At 69.9% G+C, this 20,004-nt stretch carries 24 protein-coding genes; 9 read left to right on the forward strand and 15 right to left on the reverse strand.

Going from position 1 to position 20,004, the window contains the following annotated elements; translation table 11 throughout:
• The first annotated feature begins 12 nt into the window (after positions 1–12).
• Both AB0N89_RS35825 and AB0N89_RS35830 read left to right on the forward strand, forming a co-directional pair.
• Entirely contained in the window at positions 13–876 is an 864-nt protein-coding gene (locus AB0N89_RS35825) for a glycosyltransferase family 2 protein (RefSeq protein WP_364214364.1), read from the forward strand.
• 58 nt (positions 877–934) lie between these two features.
• On the forward strand, positions 935–1,975 hold the full coding sequence (locus AB0N89_RS35830) for a serine hydrolase domain-containing protein (RefSeq protein WP_364214367.1): 1,041 nt from the start codon (positions 935–937) through the stop codon (positions 1,973–1,975).
• A gap of 82 nt (positions 1,976–2,057) precedes the next feature.
• Here AB0N89_RS35830 and AB0N89_RS35835 read toward each other — a convergent pair whose 3' ends face one another.
• Both AB0N89_RS35835 and AB0N89_RS35840 read right to left on the reverse strand, forming a co-directional pair.
• Positions 2,058–2,492, reverse strand: coding sequence for a hypothetical protein (locus AB0N89_RS35835; RefSeq protein WP_364214370.1), 435 nt, complete (start codon positions 2,490–2,492; stop codon positions 2,058–2,060).
• Between the two features lie 213 nt (positions 2,493–2,705).
• Positions 2,706–3,158, reverse strand: a complete 453-nt coding sequence (locus AB0N89_RS35840) for an adenylyltransferase/cytidyltransferase family protein (protein ID WP_364214373.1) — start codon at positions 3,156–3,158, stop codon at positions 2,706–2,708.
• 109 nt (positions 3,159–3,267) lie between these two features.
• Here AB0N89_RS35840 and AB0N89_RS35845 point away from each other — a divergent pair, with 109 nt between their 5' ends.
• A complete protein-coding gene (locus AB0N89_RS35845; protein WP_364214376.1) occupies positions 3,268–4,164 on the forward strand; it encodes a DNA-3-methyladenine glycosylase 2 family protein in 897 nt (298 codons plus the stop codon).
• Positions 4,165–4,202: 38 nt separating this feature from the next.
• On the opposite strand, the gene AB0N89_RS35850 is transcribed toward AB0N89_RS35845, so the two are convergent.
• From AB0N89_RS35850 to AB0N89_RS35880, 7 genes are read right to left on the reverse strand one after another with little or no spacing between them, the layout of a single operon-like run.
• Positions 4,203–4,436, reverse strand: coding sequence for a hypothetical protein (locus tag AB0N89_RS35850; RefSeq protein WP_364214379.1), 234 nt, complete (start codon positions 4,434–4,436; stop codon positions 4,203–4,205).
• Positions 4,437–4,474: 38 nt separating this feature from the next.
• Positions 4,475–4,825 (reverse strand): GntR family transcriptional regulator, encoded by a 351-nt coding sequence (locus AB0N89_RS35855; RefSeq protein WP_364214382.1) that lies wholly within the window; start codon positions 4,823–4,825, stop codon positions 4,475–4,477.
• An 11-nt stretch (positions 4,826–4,836) separates the two neighbouring features.
• The gene (locus tag AB0N89_RS35860; RefSeq protein ID WP_364214385.1) at positions 4,837–5,481 is read right to left on the reverse strand and encodes a hypothetical protein; all 645 of its coding nucleotides are present in this window, start codon (positions 5,479–5,481) and stop codon (positions 4,837–4,839) included.
• A gap of 27 nt (positions 5,482–5,508) precedes the next feature.
• Positions 5,509–6,054 carry an NUDIX hydrolase gene (locus tag AB0N89_RS35865; protein WP_364214388.1) on the reverse strand — a complete coding sequence of 182 codons (546 nt, stop codon included), beginning with the start codon at positions 6,052–6,054 and terminating at the stop codon, positions 5,509–5,511.
• Positions 6,051–7,388, reverse strand: coding sequence for a coenzyme F420-0:L-glutamate ligase (locus tag AB0N89_RS35870; protein WP_364214391.1), 1,338 nt, complete (start codon positions 7,386–7,388; stop codon positions 6,051–6,053). Before AB0N89_RS35870 ends, AB0N89_RS35865 begins: the two co-directional genes overlap by 4 nt.
• Positions 7,381–8,379 (reverse strand): 2-phospho-L-lactate transferase, encoded by a 999-nt coding sequence (cofD, locus tag AB0N89_RS35875; RefSeq protein WP_364214394.1) that lies wholly within the window; start codon positions 8,377–8,379, stop codon positions 7,381–7,383. Before cofD ends, AB0N89_RS35870 begins: the two co-directional genes overlap by 8 nt.
• On the reverse strand, positions 8,376–9,110 hold the full coding sequence (locus AB0N89_RS35880; RefSeq protein ID WP_364214442.1) for a GNAT family N-acetyltransferase: 735 nt from the start codon (positions 9,108–9,110) through the stop codon (positions 8,376–8,378). Before AB0N89_RS35880 ends, cofD begins: the two co-directional genes overlap by 4 nt.
• 53 nt (positions 9,111–9,163) lie before the next feature.
• On the opposite strand from AB0N89_RS35880, the gene AB0N89_RS35885 reads away from it, so the two are divergent.
• The 3 genes from AB0N89_RS35885 to dapC all read left to right on the forward strand — a co-directional run bounded on the left by AB0N89_RS35885 (position 9,164) and on the right by dapC (position 10,876).
• On the forward strand, positions 9,164–9,358 hold the full coding sequence (locus AB0N89_RS35885) for a hypothetical protein (protein WP_364214397.1): 195 nt from the start codon (positions 9,164–9,166) through the stop codon (positions 9,356–9,358).
• 109 nt (positions 9,359–9,467) lie between these two features.
• Entirely contained in the window at positions 9,468–9,788 is a 321-nt protein-coding gene (fdxA, locus tag AB0N89_RS35890; protein ID WP_005155436.1) for a ferredoxin, read from the forward strand.
• Entirely contained in the window at positions 9,785–10,876 is a 1,092-nt protein-coding gene (gene dapC, locus AB0N89_RS35895) for a succinyldiaminopimelate transaminase (RefSeq protein WP_364214401.1), read from the forward strand. The genes fdxA and dapC overlap by 4 nt, the downstream gene beginning before the upstream one ends.
• 14 nt (positions 10,877–10,890) lie before the next feature.
• Here dapC and AB0N89_RS35900 read toward each other — a convergent pair whose 3' ends face one another.
• Positions 10,891–11,499 (reverse strand): TetR/AcrR family transcriptional regulator, encoded by a 609-nt coding sequence (locus AB0N89_RS35900; RefSeq protein ID WP_364214404.1) that lies wholly within the window; start codon positions 11,497–11,499, stop codon positions 10,891–10,893.
• Positions 11,500–11,578: 79 nt separating this feature from the next.
• On the opposite strand from AB0N89_RS35900, the gene AB0N89_RS35905 reads away from it, so the two are divergent.
• Positions 11,579–12,982, forward strand: a complete 1,404-nt coding sequence (locus tag AB0N89_RS35905) for an FAD-dependent monooxygenase (RefSeq protein ID WP_364214407.1) — start codon at positions 11,579–11,581, stop codon at positions 12,980–12,982.
• On the opposite strand, the gene AB0N89_RS35910 is transcribed toward AB0N89_RS35905, so the two are convergent.
• From AB0N89_RS35910 to AB0N89_RS35920, 3 genes are all read right to left on the reverse strand, one after another.
• Positions 12,958–13,926, reverse strand: coding sequence for a CHAD domain-containing protein (locus AB0N89_RS35910; protein ID WP_364214410.1), 969 nt, complete (start codon positions 13,924–13,926; stop codon positions 12,958–12,960). The genes AB0N89_RS35905 and AB0N89_RS35910 overlap by 25 nt on opposite strands.
• A gap of 339 nt (positions 13,927–14,265) precedes the next feature.
• Complete coding sequence (dapD, locus tag AB0N89_RS35915; RefSeq protein WP_364214413.1) at positions 14,266–15,252, reverse strand: 2,3,4,5-tetrahydropyridine-2,6-dicarboxylate N-succinyltransferase; 987 nt, start codon at positions 15,250–15,252, stop codon at positions 14,266–14,268.
• Between the two features lie 28 nt (positions 15,253–15,280).
• Entirely contained in the window at positions 15,281–15,676 is a 396-nt protein-coding gene (locus AB0N89_RS35920; RefSeq protein ID WP_364214416.1) for a hypothetical protein, read from the reverse strand.
• 42 nt (positions 15,677–15,718) lie between these two features.
• Here AB0N89_RS35920 and dapE point away from each other — a divergent pair, with 42 nt between their 5' ends.
• Complete coding sequence (dapE, locus tag AB0N89_RS35925; protein WP_364214418.1) at positions 15,719–16,792, forward strand: succinyl-diaminopimelate desuccinylase; 1,074 nt, start codon at positions 15,719–15,721, stop codon at positions 16,790–16,792.
• Here dapE and AB0N89_RS35930 read toward each other — a convergent pair.
• Positions 16,785–17,675, reverse strand: a complete 891-nt coding sequence (locus AB0N89_RS35930; protein WP_364214421.1) for an aminoglycoside phosphotransferase family protein — start codon at positions 17,673–17,675, stop codon at positions 16,785–16,787. The genes dapE and AB0N89_RS35930 overlap by 8 nt on opposite strands.
• Complete coding sequence (locus tag AB0N89_RS35935) at positions 17,672–18,925, reverse strand: helix-turn-helix transcriptional regulator (RefSeq protein WP_364214424.1); 1,254 nt, start codon at positions 18,923–18,925, stop codon at positions 17,672–17,674. The genes AB0N89_RS35930 and AB0N89_RS35935 overlap by 4 nt, the downstream gene beginning before the upstream one ends.
• A gap of 110 nt (positions 18,926–19,035) precedes the next feature.
• On the opposite strand from AB0N89_RS35935, the gene AB0N89_RS35940 reads away from it, so the two are divergent.
• Positions 19,036–19,797 carry a DUF3152 domain-containing protein gene (locus AB0N89_RS35940; RefSeq protein WP_364214427.1) on the forward strand — a complete coding sequence of 254 codons (762 nt, stop codon included), beginning with the start codon at positions 19,036–19,038 and terminating at the stop codon, positions 19,795–19,797.
• The last annotated feature ends 207 nt before the right edge of the window (positions 19,798–20,004 follow it).

The following is a 20,004-nucleotide window of genomic DNA, read 5'->3' on the forward strand; positions in this document are numbered from 1 at the left end:
GACAATGGCCGCGTGACTGAGCACCCCAGCTACGGCGACGGGATCGCCGTCGTGACCGTGACGTACTTCCCCGGCGAAACCCTCGAGAAGTTCCTCGACACCCTCGAGAAGGCGACGGACCGGGACGTCCAGGTCGTCGTCGCGGACAACGATTCCACGGACGGCGCGCCGGAGAAGGCCGCCCGCCGGGACAACGTCAAGCTGCTCAGCATCGGCGAGAACGTCGGTTACGGCACGGCCGCCAACCGGGGTGTCGCGGAACTCGACGACAGCTACGGCTGGGTCGTCGTGGTGAACCCGGACCTCGAATGGGAGCCCGGTTCGCTCGACGCGCTGCTGGAGGTCGCCGAGCGCTGGCCGCGCGGTGGCGCGTTCGGGCCGCTCATCCACGACCTCGACGGCACGGTCTACCCGTCGGCCCGGCTGCTGCCGTCCTTCGGCCGCGGGATCGGGCACGCGGCGTTCGGCAAGATCTGGCCGGGCAACCCGTGGACGCGGCAGTACCGCCAGGAGACCGGCACCCCGGTCGAGCGCACGGCGGGCTGGCTTTCCGGGTCCTGCCAGCTGATCCGCCGCGAGGCGTTCGACTCCGTCGACGGCTTCGACACGCGCTACTTCATGTACTTCGAGGACGTCGACCTCGGCGATCGGCTGGCCCGCGCGGGCTGGCTGAACGTGTACGCGCCTTCGTCCAGCGTCATGCACATCGGCGGGCACTCGACGTCGCAGGCTTCGGCGAAGATGCTGCGCGCGCACCACGACAGCGCGTACCGCTACCTCGCGGACCGCCACCGCGGTCTCCTGTGGAAGCCGGTCATGCTCGCGGTGAAGGCCGGGCTCGCGCTGCGGCTCAAGCTGGAGACGCGCCGGAAGTAGCCGTTCCGGCCATCGGAATTCGCGCGACTCGGCTCCTCGCCGTCGTTACCGTCGGTGCATGGACTTCGCCGAGCTGGACACCTGGCTGACCGAGCGCGCCGGGGAAGATCGCTTCTCCGGGGTCGTGCTGATCCGGCGCGGCGACGAGACGCTCTTCGAACGCGGATACGGCCTGGCCAGCCGACGCTGGTCGGTGCCGAACGCGCCGGACGTCCGATACGACACCGCGTCGGTCACCAAGGTCCTCACCGCGATCGCCGCACTGCAATTGGCGGACGATGGACGGCTCGACCTCGATCGCCCGATCGGCGAGCTCCTCGACCTCGGCGGCACGAAGATCGCGCCCGGGGCGACGACGCGGCAGTTGCTCACGCACACGTCCGGGATCGCCGACGACGCCGACGAGGAAGCGGGCGAGAGTTACGAGGCGCTGTGGGTCGACAAGCCGGTGTACTCGGTCGTCGACACTCGTGATCATCTGCCTAATTTCGCTTACCGGGCAACGAATTTCGCGCCGGGGGAGGGCTGCCGGTACTGCAATTCGGGGTACGTCCTCGCCGGGCTGATCATCGAGGAGGTCACCGGCACGCCGTATCGCGACCACGTCCGGGAGGCCGTGCTCGACCGCGCGGGGATGACCGATTCGGGGTTCTTCGACCGGCGTGATCCGCGGCCGAGGGTCGCCGAAGGCTGGGACCCGATCCTCGACGGCGAGCGGATCACCGGGTGGAAGCAGAACATCTTCAGTTACCCGCCGATCGGTTCACCCGATGGGGGCGCTTATTGCACCGTCGGGGACCTCGTGCGGCTTCTGCGCGCGATCCGCGAAGAACGGCTGCTGAGCCCTGAGCGCACGAGAAAGTTCCTCACGCCGCAGGTGCTTCACAGCAGCGGTGTCCGGTACGGCTTCGGCCTGGAATTCGTCCTGGAGCAGGACGGATCGGTGTGGAATTACTACAAGGACGCCGGCAACGTCGGCGTCTGCTCGCTCATGCGGCACTACCCGTCAGCGGGGCTGGACGTCGCGATGCTGTCCAACGCCACGTACGGCGGGGGTGCGGCGATCAAGGAGATCGATCGGGTGATCCGAGCCGCCTGAGGTGGGTCCCGATGTCATGAAAGGGTCGTTCAGGACGAAAAGTGTCCTGAACGACCCTTTCATGACATGTACGTGAGAGGGGCTAGATGCCGTCCAGCCGGCGCGAGAGGTTCGAACGCCCCGAAGGGTTCTGCTTCACGGTCGGGACCAAGCCGCCGATCTCGTTCTCGGCGGTCTCCGGCTCCGGCTGCTCGATCAGGGGACTCTGCACCGGCGCGGCGGGCGGCCGCCGGGTGAGCGGTGTCGCCGCCTGAGGCAGCGGTCTGGTCGGCTGGTGGCCGGGACGGCGAGGGTACGGCTGCGGCTGTGTCGAGCCTTCGCCCCGCACCGGCGGCAGGTCCAGCCGCGTCGTCGGTTCGGGTCCCGCCAGCGGGTGGTCGTTCTCCGCGATCAGTGAAGCCGGTAGCTGGGTGGTCGTGTCCGGGTCCGACGACCGGTCGATCTCGGCGACCACCGATCGGGGGATCTGCTGCGTGTTCGCGGAGTCCATGGGCGACGTCGCGTTGTCCGGTGTCACGACGAAGGCTCCACGCGCGCTTGCGCGTGCGAGCAAGGCGTCCGCCCGAGCACGGGGGTCCATTCCCCTAGGCCTCCCGACTGACCTGGGGCCCTCTGGGTTCAGGGCCGACTGTGTGGTGTCCAGGGTAGGCCCTAGGAGCGGCCGCCGTCAGCAGACCCGCAAACGTCTTCCGACAAAAGTTGCCGAGCACACGGCCGGCTCCCAGGGAAATCAGGATTCCATGTCCGAGAGGATCCGGGTGCTGGAGTCGGCCTTGTCCGTGCCGCCGATGCCGTAGATCATCGAGATGTCGTTCCGCGCCCCGGCCTCGACCTCGTCGGCCGGGAGTTCGTCGACGTTGCGCCGGTCCCCGCCGTTGCAGAACTCGAGTTCCGTGTCCGGGTACGCCGCGCGGATCTGGTCGAACGATTCGTTGATGCCCGGCCCCTGCTCGACGGCGACGTAGACGTCGTCGACGATGCGCAGCGCGCGGACGATGCGGGCGCGGACGTCTTCGGTCTGGATCACCCGGCCCTTCTTGAGGACCTGCTGGTGATCGTTGTTGACGATGACGATCAGGTAGCCGGACCGTGCCTGCGCGGCCTCGAACAGGTCGAGGTGGCCCTGGTGGAGCGGGTTGAAGTACCCACTGACGATCGAGGCCTTCGCCGGTCGCGATGTCATCGTCGGTGTCCTCCGTCGGCTTACGGTTGGGGTCATCAGCTTGGTTCCGCCGGCGCGAGGCACCGGGTGGCCCGGGTAACCCTAGCCGAGGGCGGGGTAGTTTCCGTGTGTGCGATTCCGTCCCGGCTACGAGCTCGACCTGGACACGGTGCTGGGTCCGCTGAGCCGTGGGTCGCGTTCGCCCAACGTCGTCCGCACCGAGGGCGGGGTCACCTGGCTGGCCGCCGGCACCGCGGCCGGACCGGGCACGCTCGCGCTGCTGCGGCGCGCGGACGGCGAGGTCGAGGCGGAGGCCTGGGGTCCCGGCGCGGACTGCCTGCTCGACGGCGTCCCGGCGATGCTGGGCGCGCACGACGACGACTCCGAATTCGTGGCGCACCACGACGTCATCGCATCGGCGCGGCGGCTGAACCCGGGACTGCGGCTCGGCTCGACCGGCCGGGTGTGGGACGCGCTGGTGCTCGCCGTGCTGGAGCAGAAGGTGACCAGCGCGGAGGCGCTGCGGTCATGGAGCGAGTTGTGCCGCTGGTTCGGGGAACAGGCGCCGGGGCCCGGTCCGGCGAGGCTGCGCGTGCCGCCGACGCCGGTCGCCATTCGCTCCATTGTGGACTGGAAATGGCATCGGGCGGGCGTGGACCTGAAGCGGCGGACGACGCTGATCGCCGCGGCCCGCGTCGCGACGCGGCTGGAGAAGGCCGTCGAGCTGAAGGGCGTCGAAGGACGAGCCTGGCTGCGGAAGGTTCCCGGCATCGGGGTGTGGACCGCGGCGGAGATCGCGCAGCGCGCCTGGGGAGACCCGGACGCGGTGAGCTTCGGCGACTACAACATCCCGTCGATGGTGGGGCACGCGCTGGTCGGCACGAAACTCGACGACGCCGGGATGTCCGAGGTGCTGGCGCCGTATTCGCCGCAGCGGCAGCGCGCGGTGCGGTATCTGTCGAAGGCCGGGTTCCGCCGCCCGAGGTTCGGGCCGAAGATCGAGCTCCGCGACTACCGCGCGATGTGACTCAGCGGCGGCTTCATGTACTTGAGAGGTGAGGCCGGTCAGTTGCCCCAGCCTTGCGGCGGGTAGGGCTGCTGCTGGCTCGGGTACTGCTGCTGCGGCGGGTACTGACCCTGCGGGTACTGCGGCGGATAAGGCTGCTGCTGCGGCGGGTACTGGGGCGGATAGGGCGGCGGCTTCGGCTTGTTGAGCGTCTTGATCAGGAAGAAGATCCCGAATCCCACGCCCGCGAGCACGGCCAGGATGACCACCAGCTGAAGAATTCCGATTCCCATAGCGGCATACCCCTTCGTTCGTCCCAGCGGAGGGTAGATCAGCCCAGCGCCGCGTCGACGATCGCCTTGGCCTCGTCGCGGTCGAGCCCCAGTTTCCTGGTCAGCGCGGCGTAGTCGGCGGCCGCCTGCCGCGCTCGTTCGCGGGTTTCGTCGCCGACGGCGCTGACGAAGGTCCCCGCCCGGCCGCGAGTCTCGATCAGACCGGCTTCTTCGAGCTCCCGGTAGGCCTTGGCGACGGTGTTCGGCGCGATGCCGAGGTCCTCGGCGAGTTTCCGCACGGTCGGCAGTTTCGCCCCGACGGGCAGCGTGCCGTCGTTGATCCGCGCCGCGTAGGCGGTGCGGACCTGCTCGAAGGGCGGGATCGACGAGTTCGGGTCGACGCGGACCATGCTGACGGCTCCTACTGGCGGGGCGGCATGACCTGGGTGCGGTCGGCGCCGGAGACGACCTGGGTGGCGTCACCCGCGCCGCCGGGCACGACCTGCGTCCGGTCGGCACCCGCGGGCGAGACGACCTGGGTGCGCTCGGCGCCGGCGTCCGCCTGCTGCTGCGGGGAGACGACCTGCGTGCGGTCGGCGTTGGCGTCGATCGGCGGCCCGGCCTGCGGAGGCGGCGGCGGGAAACCGGGCGCGGGCATCGGCGGCTGGGACGCGAACGGGTTGGGTGCCGGGGCGCCGGGCGGCGGCGCGAATCCGGCCGGGACCGGAGCCGGGGGCGGCGGGAAGCCTGGCGCCTGACCGAAACCGGCCTGCGGAGGAGGCGGCGGGAAGCCCGGCTGCTGCTGCCAGTTGCCCTGCGGGGCGGGGCCACCGGTGGGCGGGGGAGGCGGCGGGAAACCCGGGGCCGGGCCGCCACCGCCGAAGTTCGGATTCTGCGGGAAGGTCATCGGCGGCTTCTTCGCCTGGTTGACCTTCACGATGATCACCACGATCACGATGATGATAATGATGATCGCCAGGATCAGCAGGAACCAGCCGGCGCCGTCCCCGTCCCCGCTGCTGTGGACCCGAACCCGGTCCAGGTATGGCGTCAGCGTTGTCAGCATCATTCCCCCTTAACGTCAGCCGACACCCTAACGGGCCGACGCCGCGGGGAGTGCGGCTTCCACCAGTTCGGCGAGATCTTCCGAGCCTTTCGGCAGAGAATTCACCGGCCACCACTGAAGATCGTCCGATTCGTCGCTTTGGACCGGTTGCGCGTTTCGTGGTGCGCGCACCACGAAACGCACGTCGAAATGCCGGGTCGGCACGCCGAGCGAGCAGGTGATCGGGTGGACGTCGAGATGCACCGGGACAGGGGCGATCGCGAGGTCCTCGATGCCGGATTCCTCCCGTGCCTCGCGAAGGGCGGCGTCCGCGAGTGTCGCGTCGCCCGGTTCGCAGTGCCCGCCGAGCTGCAGCCAGCGGCCGACTCGCGGATGCAAGGTCAGCAGCACGTTTTCCGCGTCGGCGTCGAGAAGGACGGCCGACGCGGTGATGTGCCCGGCCGCGCATTCGCGGCGGCAGGCGTCGTCCCGGGCGGCGAGGAAGCCGAGATAGGCCTGGCGCAAGGATTCCTGGGCGGCGCCCACCGGTCGCCAACCGGACAAAGTGGACACAGTGTCAGCGTGCAGGGTCACAGTTCGAGAAGTCCTTCACCGGGTTCGACGGAGCCACGCGCGGGCGGCAGGGCGGCGGGGTGGCCGATCGCGACCGCGCCGAGCGGCTCCCAGCGCGCGTCGAGGCCGAGGACCTCGCGCACGATGTCTGCGGCGAAGATCGTCGACCCGATCCAGCACGAGCCGAGGTCTTCGGCGGCGAGCGCGACCAGCAGGCCCTGCACCGCCGCGCCACCGGCGACGGTGAACATCGTGTGCTCACAAGCGTTTCGCCGGTCGTCGCGGTAGGTGTGCGCGCCCTCGGCGACGAGGAACGGCACCACGACCTCGGGCGCGTCGTACAGGATGTCGCCGCGGCTGAGACGTTTCGAGACCTGCTCGGGGGTGAAGTCGTCGCCTTCGAGATCGGCCTGCCACGACGCCTTCATCGCGTCGAGAAGCTTGTGGCGCAAGCCTTCCTCGCGCAGCCACACGAACCGGACCGGCTTCGTGTGGTGCGGCGCGGGCGCGGTCAGCGCCGTCCCGACCGCGCGGCGCACCACCTCGGGATCGACCGGCTCGTCGGTGAACGACCGGATCGAACGCCGCGCGAGCACGGCTTCCCGGCGTCCCTGCGCGAGGGATTCGTTGGTACCGAGGCGGAACAGGTCCTCCTCGATCGGCCGGATCAGCTTGCGGGCCGTCGAACCGTCGTCGGTCGGCTGGAGCCCGCGGATCACGGCGACCGGTGTCCCGCCGAGCTTGCCCTTGACCAGATCAGCCGCGGCGGCGAGTTCGTCGGCGATCGCCACCTCGGTGACCGCCAGTTCGTTGCCCTGGCTGTCGATCTCGCCCGCGTACGAATGCAGCACCCGCAGGCCGGACGCGCCGATCGCGGCGTCGGTCTGCCCGACCCGCCACGCGCGGCCCATCGTGTCGGTGACCACGACCGCGACCTCGACGCCCAGCCGCTCCCGCAGCCCGTTCCGCAGCGCGAGCGCGGAGGCGTCGGGGTCGGACGGCAGCAGCGCGACCTCTCCGGAGGCCACGTTCGACGCGTCGACCCCGGACGCGGCCTGCACGATGCCGAGTTTGTTCTCGGTGATCACCGTCCGGTTGATCCGCGCGATCACGCGGACGGACTCCTCCTCGACGAGCTTGCGCCGGGCGGCGTCGCGCTCCGCGGGGTCGGCCGGGACCCGGATGAGCATGCCCTCGGCCTTGGAGACGATCTTGCTGGTCACGACCAGGACGTCGCCCGAGCGCAGCCACGGGGCCGCGGTGACGATCGCGCCGGTCAGGTCGTCGCCGGGGCGGAACTCCGGCAGGCCGTCGACCGGCAGGATCTCGACCTTCGAGGAAGCGTGGTCAGTCAAGGGAAACTCCGGCCAGATCGAAAGCCGCGCGCACCATCGCCGCGGTCGCGTCCACATCGGACATCAGCAGGGGGACGTCGCGGACGGCGACACCCGGCACGTCCACGGTTTCGCCCTCGGCGACCAGCCAGCCGTCGAGCACGCCCTCCGCGGATTCCTCGCGGGAACCGTAATGCCGTCCGACCGCCTCGGCCGAGGTCTCCACGCCGATCGCGCTCAGGCAGGCGTCGGCCATGCCGCGCAACGCCTTCCCGCCGATGATCGGCGAGACGCCGACGACCTTGGCACGCGTCTTCCGCAGCGCGTCGCGGATTCCCGGGACACCGAGGGTCGTGCCCACCGACACCACCGGGTTCGACGGCGCGAACAGCACTATGTCGGCGCCCGCGATCGCGTCGAGGACGCCCGGCGCCGGCTTCGCCTCTTCGGCACCGACGGCGATGATCGAATGCGCCTTCGGTTCGGAGCGGTAGCGCACCCACCACTCCTGGAAGTGGATCGCCTTGCGCTGATCCGGATCTTCGGGGTCGTCGATCACGACGTGCGTTTCGACGCGGTCGTCCGACATCGGCAGCAGGCGCACGCCCGGCTGCCAGCGGTCGCACAGCGCTTCGGTGACCTGGGAGAGCGGATAGCCCGCGCGCAGCATCCGCGAACGGATCAGATGCGTCGCGATGTCCTTGTCGCCCAAGCCGAACCACGTCGGCTCGGCGCCGTACGCGGCGAGCTCCTCCTTGACCGTCCAGGTTTCGCCGGAGTGGCCCCAGCCGCGTTCCTTGTCGATACCGCCGCCGAGCGTGTACATGCAGGTGTCCAGGTCCGGGCAGATGCGCAGACCGTGCATCCACACGTCGTCCCCGGTGTTCACCAGCGCGGTCACGTCGTGCGGCGAATCCGGCGCGGAACCGGTCGCGGGCAGACCCAGTGCTTGCTTGACCCCCAGCAGGAAGCGGGCCCCGCCCACTCCGCCGACCAAAATGACGACCTTCACGACGGCCGATCCTCGCACGCCTCGGGACCCGGGGCCCAGTAGCGGTACCTGTGGTGCTCGGTACAGCCCAAGTTCTCGTACAGCTTCAGCGCGCCGGAGTTCGCCACCGCGACCTGGAGCACGACCCCGGTCGCGCCCTGAACGGCCGCCCAGCCGCCCGCCGCGTTCATCAGCCCGCGTGCCAGCCCTCGCCGCCGGAATTCCGGCCGGACCTCCAGCCTGCCGATGTGCAGCCACTCGCCGACGATCGCGCCGCGCACCGCCCCGGCCGTGACGCCGTCCACCTCCACGACGCCGAAGCCGACCTTCCCGGTGCCGAGGACATGCCTCGGCGCTTCCGCCGGCTCCGCCCGGCCGGTCGTCATCTCCCACCATCCGGACGTCGGTTCGTCGAGAATCACCGCTCCCGCCGAGGTCCCGCGCGAGAGTGGCCCGGTCAGGACGGAAACCTCGTGCGCGGGCCGGTGTTCCACATACTGGACCCAGCCGGCGGCGGCTATCTCGTCTTCCACGGACGTGTTCTGGATCACCTGAACGACCGGCGGGATGGCATGATGGTGGGCGAAGTCACAGACCGCCCGCAGGGCGTCTGGCAGCGGTTTTGCCGGGTCACCGATCGCCAGCGCACTGTTGGCGCGGGCGGTGAACCCGTCCGCCCAGCGGAGCCTCCAGTCGCCTATCCGGCGCTCCAGCAGGGGCGTCCAGGCCTGGCTGCAGGTGAGCTCGAGCATTTCCGCACTGTTCACGGTTAGATTGTGCCAAGGAAGGCAGTGGAGGGACCCCGATGAGCATCGCGCGCAAGGACGACAGGCACAACGAAGACCTGGTCCGCGAGATCTCTGACGGCTTCAACCGGGCGTTGGGCTCGGAGAAGGCCGTCGAGGAGAAGGACACGGAGGCGGCGAAGCCCGCCGCGCCGCAGTTCGTCATCACTGGGGACAGCAGGGCCACTCCGCCGCCACGCCGCAGGGACCGCTGAAAGCCCCTGTCCGGGGTACGGATAAGGGTGGCCTAAGCGGGCCTGGCGCGCCCGTGGGCGCGTAATGTCCGTTGCAGACTGGTGAAGCAGAGATAAGCAGGAGTACGCAGTGACCTACGTGATCGCCGAGCCCTGCGTCGATGTGCTCGACAAGGCGTGTATCGACGAGTGCCCCGTGGATTGCATCTACGAGGGTGACCGCATGCTGTACATCCACCCGGACGAATGCGTCGACTGTGGTGCCTGCGAGCCGGTCTGCCCCGTCGAGGCGATCTACTACGAGGACGACGTCCCCGACGAGTGGAACCCCTACACCAAGGCCAACGTCGACTTCTTCGACGAGCTCGGCTCGCCCGGTGGGGCCTCCAAGGTCGGCAAGACCAGCCACGACCCCGCCTTCATCAAGGCTCTTCCCCCGCAGGGCGAATGAGCCGGGTCGCTCTTCCTGATTTCCCCTGGGACTCCCTCGCCGGAGCCAAGGCGAAAGCCCAGGCACATCCCGGCGGCATCGTCGACCTGTCGATCGGCACGCCGGTGGACCCGGTCCCCGAGAGCATCCGCACGGCGCTCGCGTCCGTGTCGGAGATCCCGGGGTACCCGACCACGCACGGGATTCCCGAGCTGAGGGCCGCCGCGATCGAAGCCCTTTCGCGGCGGCACGGCATCGAGGGCGTTCCCGAAGCGGCCGTGCTGCCGACGATCGGTTCGAAGGAACTGGTCGCGTCGCTGCCGCGGCAACTGGGGTTCGGCCCCGGCGACCTCGTCGTCATCCCCGAAGTGGCGTACCCGACCTACGAGGTCGGCGTGCTGCTGGCGGGTGCTTCGCTGCTGCGCGCGGACAGCACTTTCGCGCTCGGCCCGCAGAAGCCGTCGATGCTGTGGCTGAACTCGCCGTCCAACCCGACCGGGCGCGTGCTCGGTGTCGACCACCTGCGCAAGGTCGTCGAATGGGCGCGGGAACGCGACGTCGTCGTGGTCTCCGACGAGTGCTACCTGGCACTGGGCTGGGAAAGCGAGCCCGTGTCGATCCTGCACCCGTCGGTGCACGGCGGCTCCCTCGACGGCCTGCTGGCCGTCCACTCGCTGTCGAAGTCCGCGAATCTCGCCAGCTACCGCGCCGGCTTCGTCACCGGTGACCCGAAGCTCGTCGCCGGGCTGCTGGAGATCCGCAAGCACTCCGGGCTGATCGTGCCGCGGCCGGTGCAGGAGGCCATGGTCGCCGCGCTGAAGGACGACGAAGCCCTTGCCGTGCAACGGGAGCGCTACGCGAGCCGTCGGCTGGTGCTGCGGAAGGCGTTGCTGGACAGCGGTTTCGAGATCTCGCACTCCGAGGCGGGGCTGTATCTCTGGTCGACGCGCGGGGAGCCCGCGCTCGACACGGTCGACTGGCTCGCCGAACGCGGCATCCTCGCCGCGCCGGGCACGTTCTACGGGCCGACGGGCGGGAACCACGTCCGGATCGCCTTGACGGCGACGGACGAACGGATCGACGCCGCGGTGGAACGCCTCACCGCCTGATCCAGGGGAGAGTTTCAGCCCGCGTCGCGGCCGGTGAAGCCCCGGTAGATGAACCGCGTCAGCGCCTCGACGGCCTCCTCCTCGGCGAACGCCGACGGGTCGACCAGCCACGTGTGCGCGAAGCCGTTGACCAGCTCGGCCATCATCGCGAGCGTGAGCCGTTCCGACGCCGGGAGCTCCATCCCCGCCTCGGTGATGTACCCGAGGTGGTCGAGGATGTCGGCCGCCTGATCGGCGCCGAACCGCGCGACCGTGCGCGCGAAGTCGTCGCTGACCATCGCGGCCTGGCGCAGCGCGAGCATCGTCGCGGCGTTGTCGCGATGGAAGTTCCAGTACTCGCGGACGTGCCAGCGCACCGCGTCCGGGTCGGTGAAGTCGGCCTTGTGCCCCGGCAGGGCCGCGTTGACGTCGCTCGCCGCCGCGAGGTCCGCGAGGAGCGCTTCGAGCAGCTCTTCCTTGCCCGCGAAGTGGTTGTAGAACGATCCCGCCGCGCGTCCGGCCTCCGCCGTGATGTCGGTGATCTTGGTGTTCAGGTACCCCTTGGCCGCGAAAACGCGCTTCGCCGCGTCCTTGAGCGCGGCCTCGGTCTCCGCCGCCTTCTCCTTGCGGCTCGTCGCCGTCATCGGCACCTCCTTGACACGGAAGGCTAGCAACGATCATAGTGAATTCAGATTCACTGAATCGTAATTCACTGGAGGAGAGATGACCGAGGTCCTGATCGCGGGAGCCGGGCCGACCGGCCTCACGCTGGCCATCGACCTGGCGCGCCGTGGCGTCGGCGTGCGGATCGTGGAGAAGGCCGAGACGTTCTTCGAGGGGTCGCGCGGCGACGGCCTCCAACCGCGCACGCTGGAGGTCTTCGAGGACCTCGGCGTCCTGGACGCGGTGCTGGCCGCGGGGATGTCGCCGGTGCCGATGAAGATCCACCTGGGCGGCGAGGTCGTCGGCGAGCGGATGATGGCCGAGCTGACCGAGCCGACACCGGACGTGCCCTATCCGAACGGTTTCTTCCTGGGCCAGTCGCGGACCGAGGGGATCCTGCGTGACCGGCTCGCCGACTTCGGCGTCCAGGTCGAGCGCGGCACCCCGTTGCTCGGGTTCGAGCAGGACGCCGACGGCGTGACGGCCGAGCTGCCGGGCGAGCGGGTCCGGGTCGACTACCTCGTCGGAGCCGACGGCGGTAAGAGCTTCGTGCGCAAGGCGCTCGGGATCGCGTTCGAGGGCACCACCGACGAATCGATCCGCATGCTGCTGGGCGACGTCCAGGCAGAGGGGCTCGATCGCGCGTACGGGCACTGGTTCGCGAAGCCCGAAAACCCCATGTCGGGGATCGGGCTCACGCCGTTGCCGGGAGTGCCGCACTTCCAGTTCGGCGCGCCGCTGGGCGAAGAGGAGGTCGAGGCGTCGCTGGTCACGCTGCAGTCCCGGCTCGACGAGCTGTCCGGCGGCGGGATCCGGCTGCACGATCTCAGCTGGTCGACGGTGTGGCGGCCCAACATCCGGCTCGCCGAGCGGTTCCGGGACGGCCGTGTGTTCCTCGCGGGCGACGCGGCGCATGTCCATCCGCCGACCGGCGGGCAGGGGCTCAACACCGGCGTCCAGGACGCGTACAACCTGGGCTGGAAGCTCGCCGACGGTTCGCCGGAGCTGCTCGACAGCTACGAACCCGAGCGTCGCGGGGTCGCCGCGCGGGTGCTGAAGCTCAGCACGGAGATCCTCGAGAAGTACAAGGAGGGCGCGGACGACGCGCACGAGCGCGGCGAGAACACACGTCAGCTCGACATCGGCTATCGCGGCGGCCCGCTCGCGCCCGAGGCGACCGGCCGGATCAGGCCCGGTGATCGTGCCCCGGACGCGCCGCTGAAGGACGCGAACGGCAAGTCCGTGCGGCTGTTCGAGCTGTTGCGCGGTCCGCGGCCGACGGTGCTGGTGTTCGGTGACGGTCCGGCGCCCGACGGCGCGCGGCGGATCCTGCCCGCGGGCAGCGCACTGTCCGATGTGGACTTCGAGGACGTCGGCGGGCACGCCTTCGCCGCGTACGAAGCCGGGAACGGGCGGCAGGTGTCGATCCGCCCGGACGGCTACATCCGCGGGCTGACCGCCTGAGCGGCGGCGTCGACCTCCGCCCAGACGTCGCGCCACACGGCGCGGACCTGGGTGCGGCGCAGCAGTTCCTTCTCCGCGACCCGCCCTGCGATGAAGGCGACTTCGGGGTCGGCAGAGGCGACGACGCTTCGCATGCGATCGGCGGCGACGCAGGCGTCCTGGTGGTCCCCGAGAACGGTCTGGAAGTTCTTCGTCGCCTTGATCAGCCGCTGGATCCGCTCCGCCTGCTTCTTTTTCGCGGCGGGCTTGGCCATCTCGGCTGCGTAGCGGAGTTTCTTGCCGTAGATGCGAAGCGCGTGAAGGTCGTCGTCCGGGGGATCGGAGGGAAGGGCCTTCACGGCCTTCGCGAGCTTTCGATGCGGCTTCGCGAGTCCGGCGACGAGGTCGGCGGAGGTCTGGGGACTTTCATCGGCTTCTTCGGTGGCGGGCTGACGGGCGAGACGGCCGATGTCCTGCAACATCGAGGCGTAGCGGGGACTGGTGAGCGCGCGGGTGAGCCGCCGCTTCGCGACACCGCGTTCGGTGACGAACTTCGAGACCAGACGGCGCGCGGCGGGCTGATCGCGCACCTCGAACTCGGCGACGACCTCGCGGAGATGTCCGATGAGGACGTCGTAGTCGCGGACATCGCCGAGGGACTGGCCGAGCCAGCCGAGTTCGGCGCGGACGGGCTCGGCGTCGGGACCGACGAGGCGGCCCGAGAGTTTGAGGACGCTCCGCATACGGCGCAGCGCGACCCGCATCTGGTGCAGATCCTCGGGGTCGGCGCCGGATTTGGTGCCCGGTTCGTGCGCGAGGAGCGCGCGGATCTCGACGTCGAGTTTGACCCGGACATGGGTGGCCGCCGGATCGTCCGGCCCGGCTTTCGCGGGGCGGTCGCCGAGCCCGAGCGCGGCCGGAGTGGTCGAAGGGACGTTCTTACGCGGCAGGGTCTCGGCTGTCACAAGATGAATTCTAGGTGAACGAGCAAGGTCGTCCAGCCCGTGAGGGAAGCAGGGGACCTTTGCTGTCGCTCCCCGGGGGAGAGTGACAGCAAAGGTCCCCTGCTCTCTTTTCGCCTGTACGCGCTGCTCAGGACTGCCGGCCGAGGGCCTCCACGCCTTGGATTGTCCAGGACGACAGCAAAGGTCCCTAGCTGTCTTGCCGCAGGTCAGGGCTTCGGGTGACGCAGTCGAGAGCGTCGCGAAAGCCACTTTCGGGACGTCAGGTGTCGCGAAAGTGGCTTTCGCGACACCCGGGCCGCCTCAGGCGACAGCAAAGGTCCCTTGCTCTCTTTTCGCAGGTCAGTTGGCGTGCAGGGCCGCGTTCAGCTCGATGCCGACGCCGGTGCGCGCGACGACCTCGACGGCGCCGGTCCCGGAGTTCCGCCGGAAAACCGCGCCCGAGACGCCGGACAGCTCCAGCGCCTTCACGACCTTGCCCTCGAAGGTGACCTTCGTGCCGGCGGTCACGTAGAGGCCCGCTTCGACGACCGAGTCGTCGCCGAGCGAGATGCCGATGCCGCCGTTCGCGCCGATCAGGCAGCGCTCGCCGATCGAGATGGTCTCCTTGCCGCCACCGGACAGCGTGCCCATGATCGACGCGCCGCCGCCGACGTCGGAGCCGTCGCCGACCACGACGCCCGCCGAGATCCGGCCTTCGACCATCGAGGCGCCGAGCGTGCCGGCGTTGAAGTTGATGAAGCCTTCGTGCATGACCGTGGTGCCGCTGGCCAAGTGCGCGCCGAGGCGCGCGCGGTCGGCGTCGGCGATGCGGACGCCGGTGGGCACGACGTAGTCCACCATCCGCGGGAACTTGTCCACGCCGTAGACGGTGACGTTGCCGCGCGCCCGCAGCCGCAGCCGGGTCGCCTCGAAGCCCTCGACGGGGCACGGCCCGTGGTTGGTCCACACGACGTTCGCCAGGAGGCCGAAGATGCCGTCGAGGCTCGCGCCGTGCGGCCGGACCAGGCGGTGCGACAGCAGGTGAAGGCGCAGGTAGACGTCGTGCGTGTCGCCGGGGGCGTCGGCGAGGCGGGCGATGGTCGTGCGGACCGCGACGACCTCGACACCGCGGTCGGTGTCCGGGCCGAGCTGGGCGGCTGCCGCTTCGCCGAGGGCCTCGGAGACCTCTTCGGCGGTCAGCCGCACCGTGCCGGCCTTGCTGTCGGCGCCGTCGGTCAGCTTGGGCAGCGGGAACCAGGTGTCCAGCACCGTGCCGTCGGTCGTGACGGTCGCCAGTCCGACGCCGGTGGCGCCGGTCGTTTCGGGATCAGGGGTCTGCTCGCTCACGTCCTGAACGGTAACCCAGTGACCCGCGTCAACCGCCGACGAGGCTCTTCACGCTGGTCAGCGCGGCCGCCATGTCGACGAGCGCCTGGCTGCATCCGCCACCGGGAGCGTCCTGGTCCTGGCAATTCGCGGTGCGGAAGACGGAGATCGGGCGGTCGAGCGCTTCGGCGTTCGGCACCAGGTCCGGGCGGCGCTTGCGGACGCTGCCCGCGGCGCTGGAGAGTTCGGTCACGTACTTCTGGCAGCCCTTGGGCGATTCCGTCCCCGGTGCCAGGTAGCACTGGTCCGTGCCCAGCGCCTTGAGCTTGATCGGCAGCACGTCGGGCCCCTCGCTGCGCGTGGGTTTCACCGTGACCGGGACCTCGTTCGATCCACAGCCGCTGAGTACCAGGAGGAGGGCGAGCAGGATCGCTTTGGTGCGCACGCCTTCACGGTAGCCCCGGGGCCGCGCCGGTACGGTTCGGGCATGCCTTCGCTCGATCTGCACGCCGACCCCGTCGACCTCACCGCCGCGCTGGTGGACATCTTCAGCGTTTCGGAGGAGGAGAAGGTCATCGCGGACACCGTGCAGACCGCGCTGGAGACACAGGCGCCGCATCTCGAAGTGATCCGCGACGGCGACGCGGTCCTGGCCCGCACGAACCTCGGCCGTCCGTCGCGGGTGGTGCTGGCGGGGCATCTCGACACCGTTCCGGTGAACGAGAACATGCCCGTACGCCGTGAGGGGTCCGGTGACGACGAGATCCTGCACGGTCTCGGCACCGTCGACATGAAGAGCGGCGACGCCGTCTTCCTGCACCTCGCCGCAGCCCTCCGCGAGCCGAGGCACGACATCACCTTCGTGTTCTACGACTGCGAAGAGATCGAAGCGACGAAGAACGGCCTCGGCCGCATCGAGCGCGAGCTGCCCGAGTGGCTCCAGGGCGACCTCGCGATCCTCGGCGAGCCTTCGAACGGCGGGATCGAGGGCGGGTGTCAGGGCACGATGCGGATCGAGATCCGCGTCGAAGGCGTCCGGGCGCACACCGCGCGCGGCTGGATGGGCGTCAACGCGATCCACGGCCTCGCCGAACCGCTGCGCAGGCTGGCCGAGTACACGCCGCGCGTGGTCGACATCGACGGCCTGACCTACCGCGAAGGCTTGCAGGCCACGAAGATCGGCGGCGGTGTCGCGGGCAACGTCGTGCCGGACGAGGCCGTCCTCACGATCAACCACCGGTTCGCGCCCGACCGGTCTTCGGACGAGGCCGAGGCGCACCTTCGCGAGGTCTTCGAAGGCTACGACGTCAAGATTGTCGACTTGTCGCCAGGTGCTCTGCCCGGCCTGAGCGCCCCCGCCGCGGCCGAACTGGTCGCCGCGGCGGGAGGCAAGGCTGTCGCGAAGCTGGGCTGGACCGACGTCGCGCGCTTCGCGGCTCTCGGAATCCCGGCCGTGAACTTCGGACCCGGCGACCCGACGCTGGCGCACACGCGCCAGGAGAACGTGCGGGCGGGCGAGATCCGGCAGGTCGCTTCGGTGCTGCGCGCGTTCCTCAGCTGATCAGGGCGAGCAGTTCGTCGAGCGCCTGCTCGGGGCCGCCGTAGCTGAGGTTCGAGATGGCGAACATGGGCGCGACCACCCGGCTCCAGGCGTACAACCTGTCACCGTCGAGTCCGCACGCGTCCGCCACCAGACGGCAGCGGGCCTCGACGCCTTCGTGCCCGGCGCCGCTCACCACGTAGTCGACGGCGTCGAAGCACGGATCGCCCACACACGCTTTCGGGTCGATCGCGATCAGGCCGCGCGACGCGCCCCCGTCCAGGGCGTTGCCGAGGTGGAGATCGCCGTGGAGCAGCACCACCTTGTCCTGTGTGGACAACAGGCTTTCGCAGCGGTCGATCGCCCGCTGCCAGGTGGCCTGGCTGATCCGGGCGTTGATGGCCGGTTCGGCCAGTCTCTTGCCGATCCGCTCGAACGACTCCTCGAACCGGCCGCGCAGCGTCCACGGCCAGTCCGCGGGCGGCGCCATGGCGTGCAGCGCGGTGAGCAGCTCTCCCCAAAGTCCCGGCAGGGAGGCCGACGGCAGTTCCTCGGCCAAGGTGCCCGGGAGGATCTCCTCCAGCACCATCGCGCCGGCGTCCGCTTCGGCGGCCAGCACGGCGGGCACCCGGCCCGTCGGCGCGAACACCCGCAGCATCTCGATCTGCTTGGTCAGCAGTGCCCCGTCCGGGCTGAGCTTGAGCACCGCGGGTGTCCCGTCGGACCATCGGCAGCGCAGGACGACGGACGACGCCCCGCTGTCGAACAGCTCGCCGAGCTCGAAATCCCACCGGGACGCCAGCCGCGCGGCGAGAGCCGGGACCCCGGCGAGCCACCCTTCGGCGTCGGCGCCGAACCGGCCCACCAAACGGGTGTTGATGTCTTCCAAGTCCACTGGGGTCACTTCGGTACGTCCTCCTCGGCGCCGAGCAGGAGCAGTCCGCGCCGCAGAAGATCCGCGGCTTCTTCGGGGCGCCCCTGGTCGCGTAGTAACTCTCCCGCTTTGTCGACTGAAGCGGCCAAGACGCCGCGAGCGTCGCGAAGGGTGGCGACGTCGATGGCGTGGGTGAAGCCCGCTTCGGCTGCTTCGAGGTCTCCGCGGGCCAGGGCCAGTGAGCCCTGTTGAAACTTGAGGGATGCCGAAAGCGGCGAGTCCGTCGGGATGCCTTCGGCCGCTTCGGCGAGCAAGGTGGCGACGTCGTCGAGGCGGCCGAGTTCGCGGCAGACGTCGGCGAGCTCCAAGGTGACGGCGTGGTCGGGCGCGGCCGCCCGGGACGCGCGAAGGTCCGCGAGAGCGCCATCGAGGTCCTCGGCGCGCCGGGCCAGCGCTCGCGCGAAGAGACATCGGGCAAGGACGGGCCGTAAGGCGCGTTCGTGGAGCAGATCGTGCAGCACCGACACGGCGGCGACGGCGTCGGTCACCCGTCCTTCGGCGAGGTAGGCCTCGGTCAGCCGTCGCTGGTTTTCGGCGAGTTCGGCCAGGATCTCCTCGCCGCCGCGGGCCAGGCGTAGTGCCTCGCTCGCGTGGTGCGCGGCTTGAGCGGTCTCGCCGAGACGGAGCCGTCCTTCGGCGAGATACGCGTGCAGAGTCAGCAGGAGCACAGGATGCGGATGACCGGCGAGGCTCGCGTCGAGCGCGGACCGGAGCAGATGCATCGCGTGATGCGGCTCGTCCAGGCTGAGCAGGAGGTTCGCGCGCAGCGCGGCGGCCAGTTCGCGGTACGGCGGGATGTCGTCGATGAGAGCGGTCTCGGCGGCTGCCACCAGCCGCGGGCGGGTGCCGCCTTCGGTGAACCGCGCGAGCCAGAGCCAGGCGAGTCCGGCCTGGCGGGTGCGGCCGATTCCCTCGGCCCGCCGGGCCAGCCGCCGCATTTTCGGGACCGAGCCGTACCCCGCGAGGAGATCCGACGCGGCGGCCGCGATGTCCAGGTCGAGCCGGACGTCGTCACGGGGTGAGGTCACGCCGAGCAGTTCGCCGGTGTCGACGCCGAGCCGCGTCGCGAAGTGGCGCAACGCGTCACCGGACGGCGTCCGCGCTCCCGTTTCGACGGACGAGACGTACGCGGCGGTGTAATGCGGCTCGGCGAGTTCGCGCTGGGTGAGGCCACGTTCGGCGCGCAGCCGTCGCAGCCGTCCGCCGACCTCCTCACCCATGACCGAGACGATACGGGCGAACGGGCCGAAAGGTTGCGCGCCCGGTCCCGCAACTTCTCGCTGCCCCGGGCCGTACCCCTGGATGTGACCGATGATCCCCGGGAGGACCGATGACCGTGCGCCAGGTCCTGGCCATCGCCGTCTGCGCCCTGGCGGTGGCCGGTTGCGAAGCTCACCCTGTCGCCCCTCCCGCGGTGACTCCCGTTCCGGTCATCGCCCCGCCGACGTCGCTTTCGCTGTCTTCGCCGAAGTCCGTGCCGGCGCAGCCTGTCGAGATCACGTTCCCGCGGGCGGGATCCGGGCAGTGGGTCTTTCCCGCCGGCGAGGGTCCGGTCGCCGGACAGGCGGGAAGGCTGCTGCGGTACCGCGTCGCCGTCGAAACGGATATCGCCGGAGTGAATCCGGATGGTTTCGCCGAGGCCGTCGAGTCCACTTTGGCCGATCCGCGCGGCTGGACCGGGGGCGGGCGCCGGCGATTGCAGCGCGTCGGCCCGGACGGTCCGGTCGATTTCACGCTCTACCTCGCGACGCCGAAGACGCGCGACGCGCTGTGCGGCAGGCCGGACGGCTACACGTCGTGCCGCAACGGGAACAGCGTCGTGCTCAACGTCGCGCGCTGGGCGAACGGCGTTCCCGGCTACGGTGCTCCGCTGACGGCTTATCGGCGGTACATGGTCACGCACGAGGTCGGGCATCGGCTCGGGCGCGGTCACGAGAAGTGCCCCGTGCCGGGCGCGCTCGCGCCGGTGATGCAGCAGCAGACGCTGGGCCTGCACGGCTGCGGCCCGAATCCGTGGCCTTATCCGGACGGGAGCCAGTACTCCGGCCCCTCGGGGGAGTACGCGGATCCGATCCCGCGCGACGGCTCGTGAGTGGCAAGGACCGCGGGTTCGGACACGACGCCACGTTTGCCTTGCTTCTCGATAACCTGGTCAGGTCCGTGAAGGGCGGGTCTCGTGAGTGGTAAGTGTCGTTGGAACGACATGTCATGTTTCAGGACTTCGTGAACAGATGTGTTTCAGGACTTCGTGAACAGTTTCTGTTTGGTCAGTCGTTGGTAGCGTACTGATCTGTCGAGG

Source organism: Amycolatopsis sp. NPDC089917 (assembly GCF_040684635.1).
Classification (GTDB): Bacteria; Actinomycetota; Actinomycetes; order Mycobacteriales; family Pseudonocardiaceae; genus Amycolatopsis.